This is a genomic window from Glutamicibacter sp., assembly GCF_032154645.1.
Lineage (GTDB): Bacteria > Actinomycetota > Actinomycetes > Actinomycetales > Micrococcaceae > Glutamicibacter.
This window is the reverse complement of the sequence record NZ_JALDXV010000003.1, coordinates 49,931-73,531: the sequence shown is the minus strand read 5'-3', so window position 1 is coordinate 73,531 and position 23,601 is coordinate 49,931. Positions and strand designations below refer to the sequence as shown.

At 57.9% G+C, this 23,601-nt stretch carries 21 protein-coding genes and 1 tRNA gene; 13 read left to right on the top strand and 9 right to left on the bottom strand.

All coding sequences use genetic code 11. The features are described from left to right. The first annotated feature begins 161 nt into the window (after window positions 1–161). From RUH64_RS04160 to RUH64_RS04125, 8 genes are all read left to right on the top strand, one after another. Window positions 162–1,688, top strand: a complete 1,527-nt coding sequence (locus tag RUH64_RS04160) for a pyridoxal phosphate-dependent decarboxylase family protein (protein ID WP_396275982.1) — start codon at window positions 162–164, stop codon at window positions 1,686–1,688. Further along, window positions 1,685–3,001, top strand: a complete 1,317-nt coding sequence (locus tag RUH64_RS04155; RefSeq protein WP_313811524.1) for a SidA/IucD/PvdA family monooxygenase — start codon at window positions 1,685–1,687, stop codon at window positions 2,999–3,001. The genes RUH64_RS04160 and RUH64_RS04155 overlap by 4 nt, the downstream gene beginning before the upstream one ends. A 9-nt stretch (window positions 3,002–3,010) precedes the next feature. Continuing rightward, on the top strand, window positions 3,011–5,350 hold the full coding sequence (locus RUH64_RS04150) for a GNAT family N-acetyltransferase (RefSeq protein WP_313811523.1): 2,340 nt from the start codon (window positions 3,011–3,013) through the stop codon (window positions 5,348–5,350). Window positions 5,351–6,235: 885 nt separating this feature from the next. Further along, a complete protein-coding gene (locus RUH64_RS04145) occupies window positions 6,236–6,580 on the top strand; it encodes a PadR family transcriptional regulator (protein WP_313811522.1) in 345 nt (114 codons plus the stop codon). 2 nt (window positions 6,581–6,582) lie between these two features. Then, window positions 6,583–6,960: a DUF1048 domain-containing protein gene (locus RUH64_RS04140; protein ID WP_313811521.1), complete on the top strand. Its 378-nt coding sequence runs from the start codon at window positions 6,583–6,585 to the stop codon at window positions 6,958–6,960. Continuing rightward, on the top strand, window positions 6,957–7,727 hold the full coding sequence (locus tag RUH64_RS04135) for an ATP-binding cassette domain-containing protein (protein WP_313811520.1): 771 nt from the start codon (window positions 6,957–6,959) through the stop codon (window positions 7,725–7,727). The genes RUH64_RS04140 and RUH64_RS04135 overlap by 4 nt, the downstream gene beginning before the upstream one ends. After that, window positions 7,724–8,491 (top strand): ABC transporter permease, encoded by a 768-nt coding sequence (locus RUH64_RS04130; RefSeq protein WP_313811519.1) that lies wholly within the window; start codon window positions 7,724–7,726, stop codon window positions 8,489–8,491. The genes RUH64_RS04135 and RUH64_RS04130 overlap by 4 nt, the downstream gene beginning before the upstream one ends. A 186-nt stretch (window positions 8,492–8,677) precedes the next feature. Continuing rightward, a complete protein-coding gene (locus tag RUH64_RS04125; RefSeq protein ID WP_313811518.1) occupies window positions 8,678–9,520 on the top strand; it encodes a hypothetical protein in 843 nt (280 codons plus the stop codon). A gap of 53 nt (window positions 9,521–9,573) precedes the next feature. Here RUH64_RS04125 and RUH64_RS04120 read toward each other — a convergent pair. The 4 genes from RUH64_RS04120 to dusB all read right to left on the bottom strand — a co-directional run bounded on the left by RUH64_RS04120 (window position 9,574) and on the right by dusB (window position 14,126). After that, window positions 9,574–9,649, bottom strand: a tRNA-Asn gene (locus RUH64_RS04120). A gap of 53 nt (window positions 9,650–9,702) precedes the next feature. After that, the gene (gene dnaG / locus RUH64_RS04115; protein WP_313811517.1) at window positions 9,703–11,580 is read right to left on the bottom strand and encodes a DNA primase; all 1,878 of its coding nucleotides are present in this window, start codon (window positions 11,578–11,580) and stop codon (window positions 9,703–9,705) included. A gap of 9 nt (window positions 11,581–11,589) precedes the next feature. Further along, the gene (locus tag RUH64_RS04110) at window positions 11,590–12,873 is read right to left on the bottom strand and encodes a deoxyguanosinetriphosphate triphosphohydrolase (RefSeq protein ID WP_313811516.1); all 1,284 of its coding nucleotides are present in this window, start codon (window positions 12,871–12,873) and stop codon (window positions 11,590–11,592) included. 74 nt (window positions 12,874–12,947) lie between these two features. Then, entirely contained in the window at window positions 12,948–14,126 is a 1,179-nt protein-coding gene (gene dusB, locus RUH64_RS04105; RefSeq protein ID WP_396275986.1) for a tRNA dihydrouridine synthase DusB, read from the bottom strand. Window positions 14,127–14,443: 317 nt separating this feature from the next. Between dusB and RUH64_RS04100 the strand changes: the two genes are divergently transcribed. From RUH64_RS04100 to RUH64_RS04090, 3 genes are all read left to right on the top strand, one after another. After that, window positions 14,444–14,818, top strand: coding sequence for a PH domain-containing protein (locus RUH64_RS04100; RefSeq protein ID WP_313811514.1), 375 nt, complete (start codon window positions 14,444–14,446; stop codon window positions 14,816–14,818). Between the two features lie 72 nt (window positions 14,819–14,890). Further along, window positions 14,891–15,916 (top strand): LLM class flavin-dependent oxidoreductase, encoded by a 1,026-nt coding sequence (locus RUH64_RS04095; RefSeq protein ID WP_313811513.1) that lies wholly within the window; start codon window positions 14,891–14,893, stop codon window positions 15,914–15,916. A gap of 204 nt (window positions 15,917–16,120) precedes the next feature. Beyond that, a complete protein-coding gene (locus tag RUH64_RS04090; protein ID WP_313811512.1) occupies window positions 16,121–16,492 on the top strand; it encodes a hypothetical protein in 372 nt (123 codons plus the stop codon). Between the two features lie 27 nt (window positions 16,493–16,519). Here RUH64_RS04090 and chrA read toward each other — a convergent pair whose 3' ends face one another. From chrA to RUH64_RS04075, 3 genes are all read right to left on the bottom strand, one after another. Next, window positions 16,520–17,722, bottom strand: a complete 1,203-nt coding sequence (gene chrA / locus RUH64_RS04085; protein WP_313811511.1) for a chromate efflux transporter — start codon at window positions 17,720–17,722, stop codon at window positions 16,520–16,522. Window positions 17,723–17,824: 102 nt separating this feature from the next. Next, window positions 17,825–18,748, bottom strand: a complete 924-nt coding sequence (locus RUH64_RS04080; protein WP_313811510.1) for a GNAT family N-acetyltransferase — start codon at window positions 18,746–18,748, stop codon at window positions 17,825–17,827. Between the two features lie 7 nt (window positions 18,749–18,755). Further along, window positions 18,756–20,141, bottom strand: coding sequence for a glycine--tRNA ligase (locus RUH64_RS04075; RefSeq protein ID WP_141365352.1), 1,386 nt, complete (start codon window positions 20,139–20,141; stop codon window positions 18,756–18,758). A gap of 182 nt (window positions 20,142–20,323) precedes the next feature. On the opposite strand from RUH64_RS04075, the gene RUH64_RS04070 reads away from it, so the two are divergent. Continuing rightward, window positions 20,324–20,554 carry an RNA-binding S4 domain-containing protein gene (locus tag RUH64_RS04070; protein WP_313811509.1) on the top strand — a complete coding sequence of 77 codons (231 nt, stop codon included), beginning with the start codon at window positions 20,324–20,326 and terminating at the stop codon, window positions 20,552–20,554. A 4-nt stretch (window positions 20,555–20,558) separates the two neighbouring features. Here RUH64_RS04070 and RUH64_RS04065 read toward each other — a convergent pair whose 3' ends face one another. Together RUH64_RS04065 and RUH64_RS04060 are read right to left on the bottom strand one after the other, a co-directional pair. Further along, window positions 20,559–21,206: a phospholipase gene (locus RUH64_RS04065; RefSeq protein WP_313811508.1), complete on the bottom strand. Its 648-nt coding sequence runs from the start codon at window positions 21,204–21,206 to the stop codon at window positions 20,559–20,561. Window positions 21,207–21,291: 85 nt separating this feature from the next. Next, entirely contained in the window at window positions 21,292–22,473 is a 1,182-nt protein-coding gene (locus RUH64_RS04060) for a low temperature requirement protein A (RefSeq protein ID WP_313811507.1), read from the bottom strand. 301 nt (window positions 22,474–22,774) lie between these two features. Here RUH64_RS04060 and RUH64_RS04055 point away from each other — a divergent pair, with 301 nt between their 5' ends. Next, window positions 22,775–23,557 carry an SGNH/GDSL hydrolase family protein gene (locus tag RUH64_RS04055; RefSeq protein WP_313811825.1) on the top strand — a complete coding sequence of 261 codons (783 nt, stop codon included), beginning with the start codon at window positions 22,775–22,777 and terminating at the stop codon, window positions 23,555–23,557. Window positions 23,558–23,601: the final 44 nt, after the last annotated feature.

Here is a 23,601-nt window from a genome sequence, read left to right as displayed (position 1 = left end):
ATTAATCCATGAGTCGCTTCCGCTTCACCCCTCCAAACCCTAATCGAGGTTATAGTTCGAAAACTTGGTTAGTCGGCTTGCATTAACTAATTATCTTGTGTTGTTAATGGTTTCTGTTAGGTGAGCCTGACCAAACAATAGCCGATCTTAGATCAAGGAGCATGCCCTTGGGTATCCCCACTGCGACTTTTCAGGACACAATGTCCCGCCCCTCAGTTGCATTCCCGTCGCTGCTGAATTCACAGACCACCGATGAATTCACTGAACAAAGTGTTCAAGCGCTGCAGCATGTAGCATCTCATCTGGCTCAGGTCACGAGTCCGACCTCGGGGGCAACGGCGTCAGACCTACTCCCAGCCGTTGAGGCAGTAAACTTCGACAAGCCATTAGGTGCGCTGGACGCAGCGTTGGTAGAACTCAATGAGCTATATCTTCGAGATGCCATTTACTTCCACGATCCAAGTTATGCAGCACACCTGAACTGCCCTGTAGTAATTCCCGCCGTAGCTGCCGAGGCACTTGTAACCAGTATTAATACGTCGATGGACACTTTCGACCAAAGCGCCGGTGCAACTTTGATCGAACGCAAACTGATTGAGTTCAGCGCTGAACTGATCGGTTTCGATTCGAAGGCAGCTGACGGAATCTTCACCTCTGGTGGAACGCAATCGAATTTGCAGGCGATGCTCATTGCCCGTAACTGCGCCGCAGCACGACTGGCCGGGAGCTTTCCTGAAAGGTTGAGCAAGCTGCGGATCTACTGCTCCGAAGACGCCCATTTTTCGATCCGCAATGCTGCAATGCTTCTAGGGTTGGGTGCCGAAGCCGCAGTTTCCATCAAAACTGATTTCCTTCACCGCATGGATACCAATGCGCTGCGACAACAGCTGGAGGTTGATGCGGCTGCCGGCCTTGTACCGATGGCAATAAGCGCGACGGCCGGAACCACGGATTTTGGCGCGATCGATCCTCTCACTGATCTTCGAAACCTTGCTGACGCGGCCGGCACATGGCTGCATGTTGATGCCGCATATGGATGCGGTCTACTGATTTCGCAGGCACATCGTAGCCGGTTAGCGGGAATTGAACTCGCTGACTCGGTCACCCTCGACTTCCATAAATCGTTCTTCCAGCCCATCGGCTCCAGTGCGTTAGTGGTACGAGACGCGGATAATTTTCAGTCGATCATTCACTACTCGGACTATCTCAACCCACGAGACCAGGCCGCACAGAGTACCAACCAGGTCGACAAGTCATTACAGACCACACGTCGATTCGACGCCCTGAAACTTTGGGTCACGTTGCGAACCATCGGCGCCCAGGCCCTAGGCACAATGTTCGACCAGGTAATTTCCCTCGCGGAAATGGCTGAAAGTGAAATAGCTGTCCGGGACGATCTGTTCTTGGTAGCGCCTGTTCAGCTCAGCACGCTTGTATTCGGCTATTCGGTGAGTGAACTTGGATATTCACAGCAGGAAGCAAACGACTTCATTAATTTGATTCGTAAGAGGCTGCACTCCAGCGGAGAAGCCATGATAGCTGCCACCACGGTCAACGGACAGCGGTTGCTGAAACTCACCCTTCTGAACCCAAACACCACTTTGAACGACATCTCTCGAATCCTCGATGCCATCTGCCGAGTGGGGCAGGAAATCCTCAACGAACGAACCACCGGAGCTAACCTATGAAACACTTTGACGTCATTGCAATCGGTGCAGGACCATTCAACCTTGGCTTCGCCGCACTAGCGGAACCGTTGCCCAATCTAAGGGTGGCTGTGTTGGAGGCTAAAGAGCACTTCATATGGCATCCGGGAATGATGCTGCCAGGAACCCATCTCCAAGTCCCATTCATGGCAGATCTGGTAACGATGGCTGATCCAACGAACCGTTACTCATTCTTGAACTATCTCAAGAATCAGGATCGGATCTACCCTTTCTATATTCGAGAAGACTTCTACGCTCTGCGCCAGGAGTACAGCAACTACCTTGCGTGGGCAGCTGAAGCATTGGACAGCGTCCGGTTCAACCATCAGGTTTTGAGTACCAGCTACAGTGATGGCAGGTATCAGCTGTCGGTTCTCACCGACACTGGCATCACCGAATTCACAGCAGACAAATTGGTCATTGGTACCGGAACTCAGCCGTTCATCCCACAGATCGTTTCCGATTCAGCAGCGAATGAAGTTATTCATACTAGCGCCTATATGTTCAATCGCGACAAACTCATTGCGGCAGATCGCGGTCGCCCGCAAGTCACGACGGTCATCGGCAGCGGCCAAAGCGCGGCGGAAGTATTTCTCGACCTACTGCGGAGCCTTCCGGAAGAAGACCACCTCGTGTGGGCCACACGTTCAGAACGCTTTTTCCCTTTGGAATACACCAAACTCACGTTGGAAATGACTTCGCCTGAGTACATTGATCATTTCCATTCAATGCCGCAGGAAGTCCGCGATCGGCTCTCGTCCGAACAAAAGGGACTCTACAAAGGCATCAATGCAGATTTAATCAACGAGATTCACGAGGAGCTATATCAGCGAAGCATCAAAGGCGCCGCCAATGTGCATCTGCGGACCGGATGTTCCGCGCAAGCGATTGACAGTTCCGACGGTGCACTTCAGGTCACCCTCCTGCATGAACGAACCAACGAAAATTTGCAGTTCGGCACCGACAACCTAGTTTTAGCGACAGGATATCGAGCGGAGATACCTTCATTCCTTGAAGGTATCCACGACCGACTCAAATTCCTGCCCGACGGCAGATTCAACGTTGATCGAGACTATTCGATTGGCGTTTTCAACGACGTTTTCGTCCAGAATGCAGAACTGCACACCCACGGCTTCACGGCGCCAGATCTAGGCATGGGCGCCTACCGCAACTCCGTCCTCCTAAACCGGATCACGGCATCGGTTGCCTACCCAGTAGAAGAGCGCATCGCTTTCCAACGATTTGGCGCCGCCGCGCTTGACCGCCTGCCGACTTCCGCTTCCAGCACCGTTTAGGAATTACCTATGACTTTCTCATTTCGTCCAATTTCCCTTCCAGCTGATACCTCATTGCTGCATTCTTGGATTGCCACAGAACGTGCAGCGTTCTGGGGTATGCCAACTGCAACGGCAGATGAAGTTCTCACCGAGTATTTACAACTACAGCAAACAGTGGGTTATGAAGTTCTCCTTGGCGTTTCCGATGGTGTGGAACAGTTTCTTATCGAACTCTACGACCCAGCAGGCTCACCCCTAGCCGGCCGCTACGCCTATGTTTCGGGCGACCGGGGACTGCATTTCCTCTCCCCTAAGTCAGCGGAACCGAAACCAGGGTTTACTCTCAAGGCGATGACCGCCGCTGTTCGCCACGCATTCGCCGACCCGGCGGTAGAACGGATCGTTGTTGAACCCGATATTCGCAATAAAGCAATTCAGGCATTGAATTCACGCGTAGGATTCCGGCCGGTCGGACCTGTGCGACTGAACGAGCATGATGGCTCGGTAAAGAATGCGTTGCTCTCTATCCTCACTCGTGCCGAGTTTGAACGTGCAACCAGCTCTGCTTCCACGGCGACGCACCTTTCACCGCAACGTTGGGCGGTTGCCAACCGCCACGTCCTCGCCAAGGCGCTAGCGGAATTCAGCCATGAACGACTGCTTAACCCCGCAGAACATGGAAACAACGAGTTCAGCGTCCACAAGGACCACCACCGATACCTATTCACAGCACGCCGATTCCGGTTGAATCACTGGCTGGTTGATCCCACAAGTCTTCGCCATGAGGTCTACGAGCAGGGTTCATGGTCTGCCGCAGAAATCGACGTACTAGACTTCGTGACGCTGTTTCACTCCGAATTGACCCTATCGGAGGCTCAGTTGCCAACCTATCTGGAGGAGTTGTCCTCCACCCTGAGCAGCCACTGCTATAAGCAACTTCACTCGACTTACACGAGTGCCCAATTGGCAGCATTCACTGGCACTCCCGCCGAGTCATTCCAGCGCGTCGAATCCTCGATGACGGAAGGACATCCATGTTTCGTTGCCAACAACGGCCGCATGGGTCTTGGACGCAACGATTACCTGCGGTACGCGCCGGAAACCGGTTCGGCGCTGCAGTTGGGGTGGGTTGCTGCTCACCAATCACGAGCACAATTCGACGCCATCGATTCCCTGGACTATGAAACGCTGTTGTCCGACGAACTGAGCCCATTTGACCGTGAACGATTCGATCAGGTACTCGGCACAGCACTCGTCGGCACCGAGTTCAATTCTTCTGACTACGTGCTGCTTCCGGTGCATCCATGGCAATGGGAGAATCGACTTTCGGTGACCTTCGCCAACGACATCGCTCGAAAACAGCTGGTTTGGTTGGGCTGTACGTCTGACCATTATCAGGCGCAGCAGTCTATCCGCACCTTCTTCAATCTTGACCGCCCCGAGCGACACTACGTTAAGACCGCTATGTCGATCCTCAATATGGGCTTCATGCGCGGCCTGAGTGCTGAATATATGAAGGTGACCCCGGCTATTAATCAGTGGCTGGGTGGACTCTTCGACAACGATCCGGTGCTTCGAGCCAAGCCGGTATCGCTACTGCGTGAAATCGCGGCGGTGGGATACCGAAATCCACAATTCGAAGCTGCAACCGACGCCAAGGCTGCCCAACGCAAGATGCTCGCAGCGCTGTGGCGTGAGTCCCCCATTGGCACGCTTGAGGAGGACGAACGGCTTGCGACGATGGCGAGCCTTCTGCATGTTGATGCCCACGGCAAATCTTTTGCGGCTGCCCTTATCAGGAGCAGTGGCCTCGCGCCTGAGATTTGGCTGCGACAGTACCTTGATGCTTACCTAGTTCCGCTGGTTCACTGTCTGGCGGCCTATGATCTCGTTTTCATGCCGCATGGTGAAAACGTCATTATGGTGTTGAAGGATGGCGCTGTTCAGCGCGTTCTGCTCAAGGACTTAGGCGAGGAGATCGCCGTACTTTCGGACAGGGTTGAGCTTCCCGACCAGATTAGACGCGTACGCACTGGCGGCGATCCGGTGCTGTCCGTGTTTACGGACATCTTCGATTCGTTCTTCAGGTTCCTTGCCCCGTTGCTCGACGTCGAAGGAGTGCTCTCGGAAGAATCATTCTGGGCTACAGTCGCTGAGTCCCTGATTTCCTACCGAGCAGATCATCCAGAATTCACTGAGCATTTCGATGAACTTGGTCTGTTTACAGAAAGCTTCCCCTTGTCATGTCTCAATCGGCTACAGCTGCGGAACAATCAGCAAATGCTTGATCTCAGCGACCAGTCGGGCGGCCTGCTCTATGCAGGAGATCTAGATAATCCGTTGGCTGTTGCGGTAGTGCCAAGTTGATAGATCGCGTCAATTATCTCTGAATTAATAGAACCCCGTGCCATATGTTCATTTGTGGACAAACGGCACGGGGTTCTATTTCTTGCTTCAAAAAGTAGACCAACGCCATATCCAGGATGTTCCCCGAGGCCCTGCCGCAGTCCAGTTATCGCCATGACCAGGTCCAACAATGCACCGCGGACTACCGGGCCCATCCTCCGACAAAGTCGCAGTCATTTACCTCCGAAGATACCGATCTGATCGTTGAAATGCTGTTGACTGCAAAATCCGTAGCCTCGAGGAATTCAGCAACTAGCAATACAGCGTTTTGATCCGGCTCTAACTTTCTTATTACGGCGCGGGCAATGTCTTGCCGGTGGATAAATGTTCTCTCCCGACAAGCCAGATCTTGGTCCCAGCGGCTCCATGCGATTTCCACAGTATCTTGATGCGCTCGCAAAGTTTGCCATTCGGATCGACCGAGTTGACATGTCAGTAGGCTCTGATTGCGCAGGTCGGTACCGAAGCTGGATCTAGTCATATTCACCAGCCACGGCATCGTGCCCGTCGGGAGGCAACTTTGGGATGCACCTCCGTTCCTTGGCACCGTCCTGTTGCGGCAAAGACTCGGGGCTGACCAATTTTAAGCTTCCACTGATGCCAATAGTTCATCAAGTCGTACACGTTCCCCATCCATGAAGTGCCATTCTCGTTCCGCTTCCCTCCGCTCAAGTTAGCTGTTACCCGCCGAGCACCTTAATTTTTTTCACGAGATTTTCCCTTGTCGGAGCCCGATGCTTCAATGTTTTTCAAAAAAGGTCAGTACTAAGTGTTGCTAAATAGTGGTACCTAGTTCTACTATCTAGTTGTACTCAATAACACTTAGTAGCGAAAGGGGTGAATCAAATGGGAACACAGATGACTGAGATGCTCAAAGGAACGCTCGAAGGCATCGTGCTCTCGATCCTCGCCGAACGTCCAGCCTACGGTTATGAAATTACCGCCGAACTTCGTGATCGCGGATTTTCAGACATTGCCGAAGGAACGATCTACGCACTGCTAGTGCGAATCGAACGAAAGTCACTGGTCAGTGTGGAAAAAGTTGCTTCCGAAAAGGGTCCTCCACGAAAAGTTTTCACACTGAATACGAGTGGTCAACGAGAACTAGAGGAATTCTGGAGCACCTGGAACCAACTCGTTGAACGCATCAACAACCTCCCCCACCTAAGCACCGAGAACAAAGGAAATTAGTCATGGCCGCCAAATGGATCGAAACCCTCACCGGATCCCTGGAACAGAAGAAGCAGTACAAGCAAAGCGTTGCTCGACTGAAGGCACTTCCCCAGCCGTACGCCGAGACCGCAGCAGCGTTGCAGCGCTACTTCCTCTATCAGGGTGGCGTCACCGACGGAGACATCCTCGTCGACATGCTCTCAGACCTCGCAGATCTCTTCGAATCTGCGGCTGCTGAGCAAACCCCGATCCGCGAAGTCGTTTCAGACGACCCAGTGGAATTCGCCGAAGAATTCACCAAAGCCTACGGCGGAGAACGCTGGATCGACAAAGAACGCAATCGCCTGATCGAGTCCATCAATAGAGCAGAAACCGAATCAGAAAGACAGAAACCATGAACGCCGTCGAAGTTCAATCACTCCATAAGTCATTCAAAGATCTGGATGTACTGCAAGGAGTGGATCTTCGGATCCCTTCTGGCAGCATCTACGCCTTGCTCGGTTCCAACGGCGCCGGTAAAACCACGCTCGTCAAGATCCTGAGTACCTTGCTCCCCGCAGATTCCGGAACCGCCACAGTCAATGGATTCGATGTTTCCACCGAGCCACAACAGGTACGTGCATCGTTGAGTCTGACAGGGCAGTTCGCCGCTACCGACGCAGTCCTGACCGGCTGGGAAAACCTCGTACTCATCGCGCGGCTGCGCAAGCAACCCGAACCGCAGAAAATCGCCGACGAGTTGCTTGAACAGTTCGATCTCACCGATGCAGGAACTCGTAAAGTCGCCACCTACTCCGGCGGTATGCGTCGTAGGCTGGACATTGCCATGAGCCTCGTGGGCAATCCATCAATGGTCATCCTTGATGAACCGACAACTGGACTTGACCCACAGGCAAGAATTCAAACCTGGCAATCAATCAAGTCTCTTGCAGAATCCGGCACGACAGTACTGCTCACTACCCAGTACCTGGAAGAGGCCGAGCAATTGGCAGATCGCATTGCGATCTTGCATGAAGGAACGATCATCCAAGAGGGAACGCTGGAAGATCTGCGCAAATTGATGCCGGCTCCACACATCGAGCAGGTGGTTCAGCAAGCAACCCTCGAGGATATTTTCCTCAGCCTTGTTTCATCCCCCAACGTTTCGGAAGGAGCCCAGCCATGAGCGTGGCAGCACTTCAAGAGACCAAGATCCTCACCGGCCGGTCGCTGCGGCATATCTTGCGCAGCCCCGACACCATCATCACGACGGCCGTTACCCCGATTGCCATGATGCTACTGTTCGTCTTCGTTTTCGGCGGTGCAATCCAAGCCTCCGGAACGGAACCTTATGTCAATTACCTGCTCCCGGGTATTCTGATCATCACCATCGCCTCCGGGGTAGCCTATACCTCCTATCGGCTATTTCTGGACTTGAGTGATGGACTGATTCCGCGGCTCCAGTCGATGCCAATCTCTCGATCAAGCATCCTTTGGGGGCACGTATTGACATCACTCGTGGCGAATATGGCGTCGTTGCTGATTGTCGTGGGCGTAGCTTTCCTCTGCGGATTCCGTTCGGAAGCATCATATTTGTCCTGGTTGGCGGTTGCCGGACTTCTGGCAGTCACCACCTTGTCCTTGACCTGGATCGCCGTCGTTGCAGGTCTGAGTGCGAAGACGGTGGATGGCGCCAGCGCTTTTAGCTATCCACTGATCTTCCTCCCCTTTATTAGCTCCGCATTTGTTCCCACTGAATCGATGCCTCCAGCGGTCGCCTGGTTTGCGCAAAACCAGCCGGTTACAGCCATTGTTGATTCGATTCGCTCCCTGCTCAATGACCAGAGCGTCGGCAGTAATATCTGGGTCGCATTGGCGTGGCTTGTCGGCCTCATGGCCGCAGCATGGATCACGTCCATCGTGATCTATCGCAAGAAAATTGGCGCCTAATCATCACGAGGAACGGGGGGTTACGTCCCGTTCCTCGTTTTGTTTGCGCCAAAGATCCCGGGCGCCTGGGTGCGCCTCAGTCATTCACGTCCAATGAGTCACCTCCACGTTGATTGACCAGGTATTCGACGCGCCGAAACCCGTCGATTCTTCGTTACAACGCGCCCAGCGATGCAGAATGCAATCATGAGTCATGAGGTCAGATCGTCATATGGACAAGATACGCTGCGCTATGTGCGGTTGATGCTCCTTGTCGTACCGTTGCTCATGATTGTGGCGATCATCGTTTATGCGGCGGTCAATCACCGCATTGAAGATTCGATTAGTTCCTATTATTTAGGGCCAGCCAGAGACCTGTTCGTCGCTATGATGGTCACCACTGGAGCGCTGCTTGTGGTCTACTCTGGTCCCCCCTTAGAAGACATCTCACTGAACCTCGCTGGTTTTTACGCCATGTTCATTGCGTTAGTACCAACGCAACTAGGCAATACGCTCAGTCAGTTAGATCTTGCTGCACAGCAGAAGCTAATCCTTTCTGTACGCGTTGGAATTATCGCAATCATTGTCGTCAGTTTGGTGTTTGTCATTCTTGGCATGAAAACGAACCGTTGGCCAAAGGGCGATTTTCTCTTCAGCTCGTGGACCAAGTACTTAAGTATTGGCTGCATGGTGCTGCTTGCAGCATTTCTCGGCTTGGTCATATGGAGGGTTATTGAGGGAAATGATTTCGCATGGGTACACACCAGCGCTGCGGCCCTGCTGATCACTTCGATGGGCGTGGCTATTGCTAGCCACCTTGGGCACCGCACCTTGTGCGCTGAAGACACCAGCGGCGGCAAACGCATCCACTATGCCGCACTGCTGTATCTCATGGGAGCTGGACTGGTCGCATGGCCGATTCTCAAATGGAGCGGCGTTGCACAAACTGTATTCATTATCGAGTGGTATCAGATCAGCCTGTTCGCCTACTTCTGGTATCTCGAATCCAAGCGCTTATGGGGCGCGGCTGCCCAGCCGGAGGGCTGCTAAACAAGACTAAAACAAAATCTCCCAGCTACTAAAAGCAGCTGGGAGATTCTCTTTGGCTCCTCCAACTGGACTTGAACCAGTAACCCTTCGATTAACAGTCGAATGCTCTGCCAATTGAGCTATGGAGGAATGCAACGAGATATAACTTTACCCGAGTTATCCTCGTTTGCAAAATCCTAGACCTAGTTCCCGCGCAGGATTCGCCGTCGCATCTCCAGCTCCATTAATTCGCGGTTGATCTGGGCGTATTCCTCACCCTCGGGATCCATTTCCGCTCGCTGCAACCTGCCGATCAGCTCCGCTTTACGGTGTGTGATTTGAAGCTCAATCAGCCCGTTAATGATGTCCGAACAATACCGGGTCAAGTTGTGCTCATCCGAGGCCGGGATGATCGATACCGCAAGCTCCGAAACGAAACTGCGTAACTGCTCCGGAACTTCCTCGCGGATCACCTCAACCCAGGAAGCTGCCGACGCGCCAGCGGTGGAGGCCGCGACAATGCCGTCGTGGACCGCTGCATGTGCTGGAGCCATAAACCGCGCCTCATAAAACGCCTGCCATTGCTCATCGTTCAGCCGTTGCGGCTGCTGGATGACCACTTCCAGAGCCTGACGTTCCAGCCGCATCACCGGGTCGCGGCTGTCTGGCCGCTCAAATGCCGGCGTTGCAGGAGTCTCATGAACACCGTTGGTGGCTGGGGTTGGCTCACTGGGCGTATTGCGTGGAAGCTTGGCGCGCTTGATGGAGGCTGCTACCGAACGGTTGACGTCTTCGTTGTTCATTCCAAGCCAACCGGCCAACTCGCGGGAGTAGGCAGGGCGGATTGCCGAATCCCGGATGGCCGCGACGATCGGCGCCGTTTGGCGCAGTGCCTGGACTCGGCCCTCGACGGTGTCCAGATTAAATTTCTTCAGCTCCGCCCGGATCGCGAATTCAAACAGCGGTCGCTTGAGCTCGATCAGCTCGCGTACCGCCTCGTCGCCCCGGTGAAGCCTCAGGTCGCAGGGGTCCGCTCCGGTCGGTTCCACGCAGACATAGGTCTGGGCAATGAACCGCTGGTCTTCCTCGAAGGCACGCAGCGCAGCCTTTTGGCCTGCCGCGTCCCCGTCGAAGGTAAAGATCACTTCACCGCCGGTGCCGTCGTCTTGAAGCAGGCGTCGAGATATTTTGATGTGGTCGGTGCCGAAGGCGGTGCCGCAGGTTGCCACGGCAGTGGTGATGCCAGCAAGGTGGCAGGCCATCACGTCGGTGTAGCCTTCGACCACGACGATCTGCCTGGTTTTAGAAATCTGCTTCTTGGCAAGGTCCAGACCGTAAAGCACCTGGGACTTCTTGTAGAGCTGAGTTTCGGGCGTGTTCAGGTACTTTGGGCCCTGGTCGTCGTCGTAGAGTTTGCGTGCACCAAAACCGATGGTTGCCGATGACAAGTCGCGGATGGGCCAGATGACCCGCCCACGGAAGCGGTCGTAGATGCCCCGGTTGCCCTCGGAAAACATGCCGGTTAGTTTGAGTTCCTCGTCGACGAATCCTTTGGAGCGCAGGTGTTTGAGCAGCGAGTCCCAGCCTTTGGGTGCGTAGCCCACGGCAAAGGTGGCCACTGCCTGCTCGTCGAAGCCTCGGCCTTCCAGGAATTCGCGAGCGGTGGCCCCTTCCTGCGTGGCAAGCTGGGAGCGGAAGAATTCCTCGGCCACTTTGTGCGCGTCGACTAGGCGCTGACGTTTCCCGTAGTCTTCGCGCTTCGGGCCGGGCCCGCCGTCTTCATAGTGCAGTTCGTAGTTGATCCGCGCCGCCAATAGCTCCACCGTCTCGGTGAAGGCGGAATGGTCCATCTTCTGCACGAAGGCAATCACGTCGCCTGATTCGCCGCAGCCGAAGCAGTGGAAGGTGCCTAGCTGCGGGCGGATATGGAATGACGGGCTGCGCTCGTCGTGGAAGGGGCACAGCCCCTTGTAGGAGCCGATGCCCGCAGATTTAAGCGTGACATAGGATTCGACGACCTCGCGCAGGTCAGTGCGGTTGCGCACCTCGTCGATGTCTTCACGCTTGATCAGCCCTGCCATGATTCCCTTCTAAAACAGCTTGATGTCTGGGGTCTCGCCCTTGACCAGATAAGAGTGCCATTCAATGGCTGAAACGTCGGTCAGCGAGGCGACCTGGTCGATCACCACGCGCAGCTGGGCGTTGGAGTCTGCCGCGTCCTCCCAGTCGGCAGCGAAAATGGGTTCAAGATTTTCCCTGCCCGTTTCAAAGAGCAACCCCACCAGTTCGGTCAGCAGCGTTCTCTGGTCTTCATACAGCGGCTGGCGTCCTGCGGAGGTCATCACGTAGCTGGCGGCGATCCCCTTCATGACGGCGATTTCATGCTCGGTTTCCTCCGGCACGATCAGCGTTGCGTTATAACGGGTCAGGTGCTCGGTGCCGTATCGGGAACGCGTGGCGTCCATTGCTGCTGCAGCGAAGCGGCCGATGAATTGGCTGGTCATGTCCTTCAGCGCCGACATGGAGCGCCGCGACCCGTCAAAGTGGGCTACCCACTCCTGGCTTGCTTCCAGCCGACGCAACGCCGCGTCGATGTCTTCTTCCGCAGTATTCGGAAGATACCAGTCTCGGGTGACCTGCAGGGCACGGTCCCGCTGGGTGTCCTGCTTGAGCCAGCGCAACTGCAGCGTGCCGCCGACGATCGCATCCTCGACGTCGTGGACCGAATAAGAAATGTCGTCTGCCAGATCCATGACCTGGCCTTCCATGCAGACCACCCCGGGCTGGGCTTCCGGCACCGCGCGCAACCATTCGAAAACCGGCAGGTCGTCGGCGTAGACGCCGAATTTGCGGCTTTTCTTGCCATTGATCTCTGGCGCCTCGGCGCGCAGCCACGGGTATTTGCAGGCTGCATCCAACGAGGCACGTGAAAGGTTCAGACCTGCCGAATGTCCGTTGTGCCTGAAGGTCTTGGTTTCAAGCCGGGTCAGCAGGCGCAGGGTCTGCGCATTGCCCTCGAAGCCGCCGATATCCGCCGCCAGCTTGTTCAGGGCCTTTTCGCCGTTATGGCCAAAGGGAGGGTGCCCCAGATCATGGGCCAAACAGGCCGTGTCTACCACGTCCGGATCACAGCCCAGAGCGGCGCCAAGTTCGCGGCCCACCTGTGCAACTTCCAACGAATGGGTCAACCGATTGCGCATGAAGTCGTTTTGATAGGGGGCGACTACCTGCGTCTTGGCGCTGAGCCGGCGCAGCGCGGAGGAATGCAGCACGCGCGCGCGGTCGCGCTCGAATGCTGTGCGGTACGACTTCTTGGCCGGCTCGGGCACCCAGCGTTCCGCATCGGCATCGGTATATCCGGGGATCTGAGTCATAGCTCCAAGTCTAGTAACTAATTAGCGTTCCGCTTCAGTTATCCACCGTAGGCGTAGCGGTGCTGTTCTTCCGCCTAGCCTCCGGAGATGTCCAGTTCGGCCGCCTTGATCATTTCTCGGTGCGCCTCGGTCATGGTGCGGGTGTCCAGCCAGCCATCAGGAACGTGGGTCTTTTTAGGGTGGCCTGCACGCCCGCGGGTGCCTTCCGCACCGATACCGGGGTATGGCAGGTCCAGATCGAGTTCGTTGAGCAGTTCTCGTAGGCGTTCAAGGGACGGCACCTGGGCCAGCTGCGAACGGATCTCGCCGCCCACCGGATAGCCCTTGAAGTACCAGGCGATGTGCTTGCGGATATCGCGCATGCCCTTGCCTTCGTCCTCAAAGAATTCGGCCAAAAGTTCGCCGTGGCGGTACACGGTTTCTGCTACCTTTCGCACACCTGGACGAAAACGATCTTCACGGCCTTCGAATGCCGCCTGCAGGTCGCCGAAGATCCATGGGCGACCCTGGCAGCCGCGGCCGATCATGACACCTGCGGCACCTGTCTGCTCGACCATTTCAATGGCGCCCTCGGCGCTGAAGATATCTCCGTTGCCCAGGATCGGGATGTCATCTACCGCTTCACGCAGGGTAGTGATTGCAGACCAATCGGAGTGGCCTGCATAGTACTGGCCTGCGGTGCGCGCGTGCAGGGTCACCGCAGCGGCGCCGTGGTCACGGGCGATCTTCGCCGAATCAATGTAGGTCATGTGGTCTTTGTCGATGCCGGTACGGACCTTCACCGTCAGCGGGACATCACCCTTGGCGGCTTCTTCGGTGGCTGCTGCAACGATGCCGGTAAATAGGTCGGTCTTCCATGGCAAGGCCGAACCGCCGCCCTTGCGGGTCACTTTGGGCACCGGGCAGCCGAAGTTCAAATCGATGTGGTCTGCGCGGTCTTCTTCGACAACCAAGCGCACGGCTGCGCGCACTGTGGCAGGGTCCACTCCGTAGATCTGGATGGAGCGGATCTCTTCATCCGGGTCGTGGGAGATGATGCGCATGGATTCCGGGTTGCGTTCCACCAGTGCGCGGGCGGTGACCATTTCGGTCACAAACAGTCCGCCGCCGTATTCACGGCACAACCGACGGAAGGCACGGTTAGTCACGCCGGCCATAGGGGCAAGGACCACGGGAGTTTCAATGGTCAAGTTGCCCAACTGCAGCGGCGGCAGCTTGAGGGTCGGCGTGTCTTTTTGCGCATCAGTCAGGATCGTCACCTATCTATTATCGCTCATACCGGCAAATCGGAGGATGAGATCTTGCTCAACCTGCCTGCGCCCATAGTGCAAGATTTGCACATCAGCTGTTTGACGTCGCGCTTCGGCTTCGATGCGTGGCCATTCATGGCGAAGTGAAGACCAGATTTCAGTTGCTTCCGACATTGGCCAGTTGGAATACCTGGCTCAACTGCTTCTAGACAGGCGTCAAATACTCAACGAGTCGAGCGAGAAGACAATCTTCTCTCACTCCAAATCAGAGCCGTTTTTCCATGCCTCATACCGTCCGGGAAATTGCCTAGAATCAAATCATGATTGATTTTAATAATTCATCCGTCTTCAAACTCGGTCCCCATGATGTTGCGCAGATAGCTCCCGAAGTTACGCCTCTGCTGCTGCAAGGAGAGGAACTGCACGCGGCTTTTAAGGGTTCACGAGATTATGTGGTTTTCACCAGCAAACGATTGATCGCAGTAAATGTCCAAGGCATTACCGGAAAGAAACGTGATTACACGTCCTTGCCGTATTCAAAAATTCAGTCGTTTTCCGTAGAAACTGCTGGCACCTTTGACCTTGATGCAGAACTAGACATGTGGTTCAGCGGGCTCGGTAAAGTCCGACTTGAATTCAAGGGCCAGGTAGACATCCGCGCTTTGTCGCAACTGATCGCCAGTTACGTGCTTTAGCAGGCGCTATACGAAGCGGCACCGTCCTTCAATAGTTGGAATAACTTCATTACTGACGAGGTTGACACTGGCATGCCGAAGAAAATTGGATTTTTGTCCTTTGGACATTGGATGGACCACCCGGATTCGCAGGTTCGTTCCGGCAGCGACTCGTTGCTGCAGTCGATTGACCTTGCGGTTGCCGCCGAGGACATCGGTGCCGACGGTGCCTACTTCCGTGTACACCATTTTGCCCAGCAGCTGGGCACCCCTGCCCCGCTCCTTGCCGCAGTAGGTGCTCGCACCAAGAGCATCGAGATCGGCACCGGAGTGGTGGACATGCGCTACTCCAACCCCCTGGGCTTCGCCGAAGACATTGCAGCCGCCGATCTGATTTCCCAGGGACGGCTTCAGCTTGGCGTCTCCCGTGGTTCACCCGAACAGGTGATTGATGGTTGGAAGTACTTCGGGTTTGAGCCCGCCGAAGGAGAAAACGATGCGGACATGGCCCGACGCCATACCCTCGAGTTCCTCACCGCCATTGAAGGCAAGAAGTTCGCCCAGCCAAATCCACGGCCGATGTTTCCGAATCCTCCAGGACTCCTGCGCATCGAGCCGCATTCTCCGGGCCTGCATGAACGCATCTGGTGGGGTGCGGGATCAGATTCAACTGCCCGCTGGGCCGCCGATCACGGCATGAATCTGATGTCTTCAACACTGAAGAACGACGAAACCGGCGAGCCGTTCCACGTTCAGCAGCGCAAGCAGATCGAGGCCTACCGTGAACAGTGGGCGCAGCATGAACACGGCTTCACTCCCCGCGTGTCGATATCGCGATCGATTTTCACCATTACCAATGATGAAGACCGCCGTTACTTCCTTGGCAGCGGCGAGCGCGGCGATCAGTTCGGCAATATCGACGAGCGCACGCGTGCAGTCTTCGGTCGTTCCTACGCCGACGAGCCGGATGCGCTGATTGAACAGCTTGCGAAGGACGAAGCACTGCAGGCGGCGGACACGCTCCTGCTGACTTTGCCGACGCAGTTGGGCGTCGACTACAACGCCCATGTACTCGAAGCGTTCATGTCCCACGTGGCTCCGGCCATCGGATGGCGCTAGCCACGGTTTCTGTTTCCGGTGTCTGTCCTAGCTTCAGCAGCAGGGCAGCCACCGGAGGCCATATGGGAAATCCGTGCCGGTAGTATCGTTGTCCTATCGGATCGATTGAGCCGTGTCACCGCAAGAAACCTACATCCTAATTGGTCGCATTCAGCGAAACGGCAGAAGATCGACCGCCGCGGGATTCGACAGCAGGGCAAGCAGATGAACATCGTTCTTCCCACCGATTGTGGAAACGCGCCGAGAACCACCATCGTCACAGATTTCACCGTCGGCTGGGCACAACGGGACACCGATCAAATAAATACCTGGTTGTCAGATGACACCCGGTGGACAGTTATCGGACCCGAGGCGTCGAGAGAAGTCATCACGGCTGCTCCGTCATTCCCGGGCAGCACCGGCACCGCACTCGAAGTGACATCGATCATCACCCATGGTCGTTTCGCTTCCTGCGATGGCTTTTTGGATACGGGCTGTGGACGCTTGCACTTCAGCCACGTATTCACCTTTTCCAGCGCTGCGAAGACCGCCAAGATCAAGCAGGCCCGCACCTACCTCATCCTGCTGCCTCGCTGAATGATTTCGTGCCTTCTGCCGACGGGATCACCCGATAAATGCCAGTCCCACTCCCCCGAGGGCGCCGACTACCACCACGATCCATGGCGGCAGCTTCCACGAAATCAGCAGCACAAAGCACACCAAGGCCAGGGCAAACTCCTTGGGTCCAAGAATCGCGCTGGTAAAGACCGGGCTGTACAGGGCGGACGCCAAGATGCCGACCACTGCAGCACCGGCACCACGCATGACAGCCTGCGCAGCGGGGCGCTTACTTAGCGAATTCCAAAAGGGCAGCACCCCCAGCAGCAACAGGAACCCCGGCAGGAAAATCCCGATCAGCGCGATCGCCGCCCCGAGTACTGAGCCAGCACCGCCGGTTGAGACGGCGCCCAGATAGGCGGCGAAGGTGAACAACGGTCCCGGAACTGCCTGCGCGGCACCATAGCCGGCAAGGAACTGCTGATCGGTGACCCAGCCTGGCTCAACGACTGCGCTTTGCAGCAGCGGCAGCACCACATGTCCGCCGCCAAAGACCAGTGATCCGGAGCGATAGAACGCATCGAAAAATTCAAGGTAGGCAAAGTTTCCCACCGCAGCAAGGATCGGCAGTCCGAAGAGCAGCAGCGCAAAGGCCGTCAGGCATCCAATGCCGAACTTCTTGCCCACCGGAAAGCTCAGTCCCGGTGTCGCAGCTGTCTGGGAATCGCGACACCAGAAATATCCGGCAATTGCGCCGAAGAGGATCGCGAGCACCTGCCCAATGGTTCCCGCGATCAGCAGCACCGCCACCGCCGCCGCGGCGGCAATGCTCGCGCGCCGGGCGTCGGGGGTCAGTGTCTTGGCCATGCCAAGCACCGCCTGGGCCACCACGGCGACGGCGACAATCTTCAGGCCCTGGAGCATTCCCTGGCCCATGGTGCCGGAAAATGCCGAGGCTCCATAGGCGAAGAGCACCATGAGCACCGCCGAAGGCAGGGTAAAACCGAGGAAGGCGGCGATCGCACCGCGCAGGCCGGCACGGTACAGTCCGATGCCGAAACCCACCTGGCTAGAGGCAGGGCCGGGAAGAAACTGGCACAGCGCCACCAGATCTGCGTACTGCTGATCATTCAACCAGCGGCGTCGCTGCACCGCTTCATCGCGGAAATAGCTAAGGTGGGCGATGGGACCGCCAAAAGAGGTCACGCCGAGTTTGAGAAACACCCTGAAGACTTCCAATGCCTTGGCAGGTGAATGCTGTTTTTCCATGAGTTTCAGCCTAGGTCAGCAAGGCAAACAACCGGTTAACAGGTGACTTAACGACGTCACGGGACCCCCGCGCGGGGATCCCGTGACGTTCAGGCTTCGAGGCTAGGCGTCGGAAGCCACAATATGGGTGGTCGAAATGACGGTCGCCTGCTCAACACTGGCCAGCGCATCGACCAGCGATGACAGCACGAACATCGAGGAATCGACCTCGAGCTTCACCGGGTATTGGTAGACCAGCATGGCCACCATGTCGCGGATGGCCTCCGCCACCTCGTCATCGGTGAATGCCGGGTTGTAGCCCACCAAGACATCGGTCGGTGCATTCTCACGCGCCGGAATGTAGCTGATGGCGAAGGCCAGCGGCACGCCTCCCTCCGATTTCGGCTTGTCGCGCAGGACCAGGGCACCCTGGGCGCCGGTGTTTTCATCCAACAGCATCTTCTGCGCCGAGCCGACGGTCATCGCCGCCGGGTCCCAACCTGCATGCACCGCGTTGTAGAAGTCCATGACCAGTCTGGTCAGCTCGACGCTGCCGGTGGCCAGGTCCTCGATGACGCGGTCGTTGGTGTCGAAGACCGGTTCTGCTAGGGCGCCTGGCTCGATGATGACATCGCGCGACACCTGGATCTGCCCCAGCCCCAAAGACGCGGCGAAACTGGCGGCCGCCTGCGCATCGTCGCCCGCCGTCACGGTGTAGCGTGCCTTGAGCTCGCCTACCTGGGAGGCGGGGATCTGCGCGCGCAGCTGCTGCACCAGTGCGGTGCCCACGCCGTTGCGGCGCTGGTCCGGGGCCACCTCGACGTAGAGCCACAAGCGCTGCGGGTGCAGCGAGGAGGCGAAGACCACGCCGGCCCCGATGGCCACCGAGTCAACGGTGGCCACCAGCGTACGGGAAAACGGCGCATCCGAATTCTCGCGCAGCATGGTGCGGTCCTGGTGGGCCTGCGGCGAGCGCGGGTCGCCGAAGATCTGCAACAGCTGCAGGTCGTCTCCCGAACGCCAGGGGCGGAATGCCAATTCGTTCATCAAGAACCTAGGCTCCGTTCAGACGCTCGGACAGGTAGGCGGTGACCTGGTCCAGGGAGACGCGCTCCTGGGCCATGGTGTCGCGCTCGCGGATGGTGACCGCCTGGTCTTCGAGGGTGTCGAAGTCCACGGTGATGCAGAACGGGGTGCCGATCTCATCCTGGCGGCGGTAGCGGCGGCCGATGGCTCCGGCGTCGTCGAAGTCGATGTTCCAGCGCTTGCGCAGCTCGTTAGCAAGATCCTTGGCCTTCGGCGAAAGGTTCTCGTTGCGCGAGAGCGGAAGCACGGCGGCCTTGACCGGTGCCAGGCGTGGGTCGAGCTTGAGCACGGTGCGCTTGTCCACGCCGCCCTTGGTGTTCGGTGCCTCGTCCTCGGTGTAGGCGTCGACCAGGAATGCCATCATCGAACGGGTCAGGCCGAAGGAAGGCTCGATTACGTACGGGGTGTAGCGTTCGCCGCTGGCCTGGTTGAAGTAGGACAGTTCCGCGCCCGAGGCCTTGGCGTGGGATGACAGGTCGTAGTCGGTGCGGTTGGCGACGCCCATGAGCTCGCCCCATTCCGAGCCCTGGAAGCCGAAGCGGTACTCGAAGTCGATGGTGCCCGCCGAGTAGTGGGCGCGCTCGTCTTCCGGCACGTCGAACTGGCGCAGGTTCTCTTCCTTGATGCCCAGGTCGATGAACCAGTTCCAGCAGTCCTTGACCCATTCATCGAAGAACTTCGGTGCGTCCTCGGGCGCGGTGAAGTACTCGATTTCCATCTGTTCGAACTCGCGGGTGCGGAAGATGAAGTTGCCCGGGGTGATTTCGTTACGGAAGGACTTGCCGATCTGGCCGATGCCGAACGGCGGCTTCTTGCGGCTGGCGGTGAGCACGTTGGCGAAGTTCACGAAGATGCCCTGCGCGGTTTCCGGGCGCAGGAATGCCAGGCCGGCTTCGGTGTCCACCGGGCCGAGGAAGGTTTTCATCAGGCCGGAGAACTGCTGTGGTTCGGTGAACTGGCCCTTGGTGCCGCAGTCTGGGCAGGCGATTTCGCTCATGCCGTCCTGCGGCTCGCGGCCCTTCTTGGCCACGAATGCCTCGATCAGGTGGTCCTGGCGGTGGCGCTTGTGGCACTGGGTGCATTCGACCAGCGGGTCGGTGAAGGTGGCCACGTGGCCGGAGGCTTCCCAGACTGCCTTGGGCAAAACGATGGATGAGTCAAGGCCCACCATGTCTTCACGGCCGCGCACGAAGTTCTGCCACCATTCGCGCTTGATGTTTTCCTTCAGTTCGGTGCCCAGGGGGCCGTAGTCCCATGCGGAGCGGGAACCGCCGTAAATTTCACCGGCCTGGAAGACGAACCCGCGACGCTTTGCGAGGGAAATGACCTGATCAAGCTTGGACTGTGGCGCCATATCAACTCCAATGGGACTTACGAGGCCGCTGGTTGCGGTCCGTAGAAAAATACATACCCTTCAAGCGTATCGTCACAAGGCCCGCGGCACTAAGTGCTCGCCCGTAAAGAACACGTGAACTTCCCCGCTCTTTTCCCCGCTGCGTGCCTTCGGGCGTCCCCAGGTAGGGAACAATGGATTCCATGAGTGCAACCGATGCTTTTGATCTTGAAATCCGCGACGAGTCGATCCGCCTGGGCCAGCTGCTCAAGCTTGCCAATCTGGCGGAGGACGGCATCCATGCCAAGGAGCTGATCGCCGATGGCATTGTCACCCTCAACGGAGAAGTGGAAACCCGACGCGGCGCCCAGGTGCGCCCGGGCGACATCGTCTGCGTTGAGGGTGAATGCGTGAAGGTAGCTTCACGCGCCTAAGGCGCTACTTCCCCAGCACCACCTGGTTCAGGAATTGCGCAACATCCTGAATCTCCTCCATGCACACCGAGTGGGCGATCTGCGGATAGGTTTCGTGGCGCAGCTCGGTGTGCTTCGGGGCCCAGCCAAGGGTGTAGGCGATCTTGTCCTGGGTGATCACCGGGTCGGCCAGGTCCCGGCCCCAGAACAGCGGCAGCGGCGCGGTCTCCAGCAGGCTGTCGTTGAACAGCTGCGAGTCCGGCGCCTCGATGGCAAACCCTGACAGCCCGACCACCGCGCTGACAGCCTCGCGCTGATAGCGGGCCAGCGAGGTGGCCATCGCCATGCCCTGGGAGAACCCGAGCAGGGTCAGCGACGAATGCTGCTCCGCCAGCGGCTCAAGGAAGCTCCAGAGCGAGCGCACGCTGTCTTCCACCGATGCAATGCTGTAGTCGATTTCCTGGGACAGCGGGAACCAGCTGAATCCCGGACCGGCCTGTAGCGGTGCGCGCACGGAGAGATAGGTGAACTCTTCGGGCAGGTACTGGGACAGGCCCATGAGGTCTTGTTCGTTCGAGCCGTATCCGTGCAGGAACACCAGCAGCGGGGTGCCAAGGCGGGAGTCGTCGTTCTTTGAGATCAGCGCAACCGGCTGCGATTCATTGGTAGTCATAGTTCCCCCAGCCTAGCTACTGTTGAGGTTACCGCGCGATTCGCACAGGCCCCCAAGCCTGCGCCGGAGGCGCTCAGGCGCAGCATCAGGCGGTGGGGCCCTGCCGCTGTTTGTCCTCGACGGGGCTGCGCCAAACCAGCACCGCCACCGCGCCTGCCAGTACCACGGCGGTCAGCGCAAAGGGAACCGGGATCAGCGGATCGATCAGCACCAATACCCCCGCGCTCGGGAGCAGCACGTTGACTATGCGGTCGGCAGCCGGACGAATTGCCAGTGCCCAGATTCCCAGCACGAACACCGACAGCGGAAGGGTGTAGGCAAAGGCGGCCCAGGGCTGATGCAGTTCGCTGTGGCCGGTCAATACGTCGATCTCCACCTCGATCCCGGCGGAGAACGCACCGGCCGCCGCGAAAATGAAGTAGTGGCCGTAGCCGTAAACCAGTGAGCGCCCCAGGCTGCCGTCGATCGATCGGTGGTGCGGCGGCCAAAAGTAGATCCACCACAGTGCTGCGGTGGCTGCCAAGGCCAACGCGGCGATGGAGATCAGCGGCGCCAGATCATCAACACTGTCAAGGGCTTCGAAGATGGCGTTGGAGGATGCCAGCAGGCTCTCGCCGAGCAGGATCAGGGTGAACAGCCCGTAGCGTTCGGTGATGTGGTGCGGGTGCCAGGACGTAGTTCCGGTGCGCTCGGCAATCACCGGCACCAGCAGTTCAGCCAGGGCGAGGATCAAGAAAGAGGCGACGCTCAGCTGCGTGGGTAGGGCCAGGCGAATCAGCCAGAGCACCTGAATCACCGCGATGCCGATGGCGTAAATCTGGGTGGCTCGGCGCGCGCTGCCTGCCCGGCGGGAGGCGCGCAGCCATTGGAGCACCATGGAGATGCGCATGATGACATAGCCAGCCACCACCACGGTGAAATCTCCCTCGGTGAATGCCGGGCCGACGCCGGCGGCAAGCACCAGCACGCCGCCCATTTGAAAGATGGTAAGGATTCGGTAGAGCCAGTCATCGGTGTCGAAGGAGGTGGCGAACCACGTAAAGTTCATCCAGGCCCACCAGATCCCCCAGAACACCATCAGGTAGTTCACGATGCCGTCCAGCACGTGCGCCTCGCTCAGTGCGTGGTGCAGATTCGTCGCCGCGGCGCTGACCGCAACCACGAACACCAGGTCGAAGAAGAGCTCCAGCGTCGAGGCGGTGCGCCCCGATTCCTGCGGATCGCGCGGCCGCATGGGAGTCAGCCGAAACCCTGTATTCGCAGCCATAGCGTTGCACTCCATATCGCGTCTGTGCCTGCGCCTTCCCCGGTCGGTGTTCACCGTGCGGCGCAGTATTTTCGCTCCTAGAACGCGATAACAATACGACGCCCGTGCGGTCGTCGGCAATAACTATTAGCTGCCCGTCGAGGGCGTCTCAGGTTCTCGGGGCCGCCGTGCGCTCCGGCCGGAGCCACCGTTGACACTTCACTACTGGAGAGTAACAATATTATTTGTGCCAAATTCCCCACGCAGCGAAAACCCTGAACCAGTCAATTCAACGGTGCATCCATGGCGCCGCTACATCGCCATGGGCGATTCCTTCAGCGAAGGCGTCGGGGACCCCGATCCCAGCAGCCCCGGAGCATTCCGCGGGTGGGCCGATCGATTGGCGCAGGAGCTCAGCCGCGAGGTTCCCGAATTCGCCTATGCCAACCTGGCGATCCGCGGCCGCCTGATTCAGCAGATCATCGACGAACAGCTTGAGGCCACCGTCGCGCTGAAGCCCGATTTGATTTCCATCTGCGCCGGCGGCAACGACGTTCTGCGCCCGGGCGGGGACCCGGACAAGATCGCCGATCTGCTCGACGGCACCATCAGCCGGCTGAGCGATACGGGAGCCACCATCCTGCTGTTTACCGGTCCCGACATCCGCGACACCCCGGTGCTGGGAAGCATCCGCGGCCGCGTGGCGATCTACAACGAAAACGTGCGCACCGTGGCCTCGCGCTATGACGCCGTCGTCGCGGATATGTGGGCGCTGCGGGACCTGCACCAGCCGCAGATGTGGTCTGCCGACCGCCTGCACTTCTCCCCGCTGGGCCACCAGCGCATCGCCGCCATGGCCCTGGATTCGCTGAATGTACCGCACACGCTGGATACGACGATCGAGGCGGTTCAAGACACCCGCACCTGGCGCGAGGCACGCATCGAGGACCTGCAGTGGGCCCGCGAGCATCTAGCTCCCTGGGTGCTGCGCCGGCTGCGCCATCAGTCCTCGGGTGATGGCATCACCCCCAAGCGTCCCACCCCTACCCCGTTCGCGCAGACCGCAGCAAACGATTCGCTGGGTGCCGGAGACAGCAGCAACTAGCCGTCGGCACGAGGCGCACAAAGAAAAAACCAGCTGACACCGAT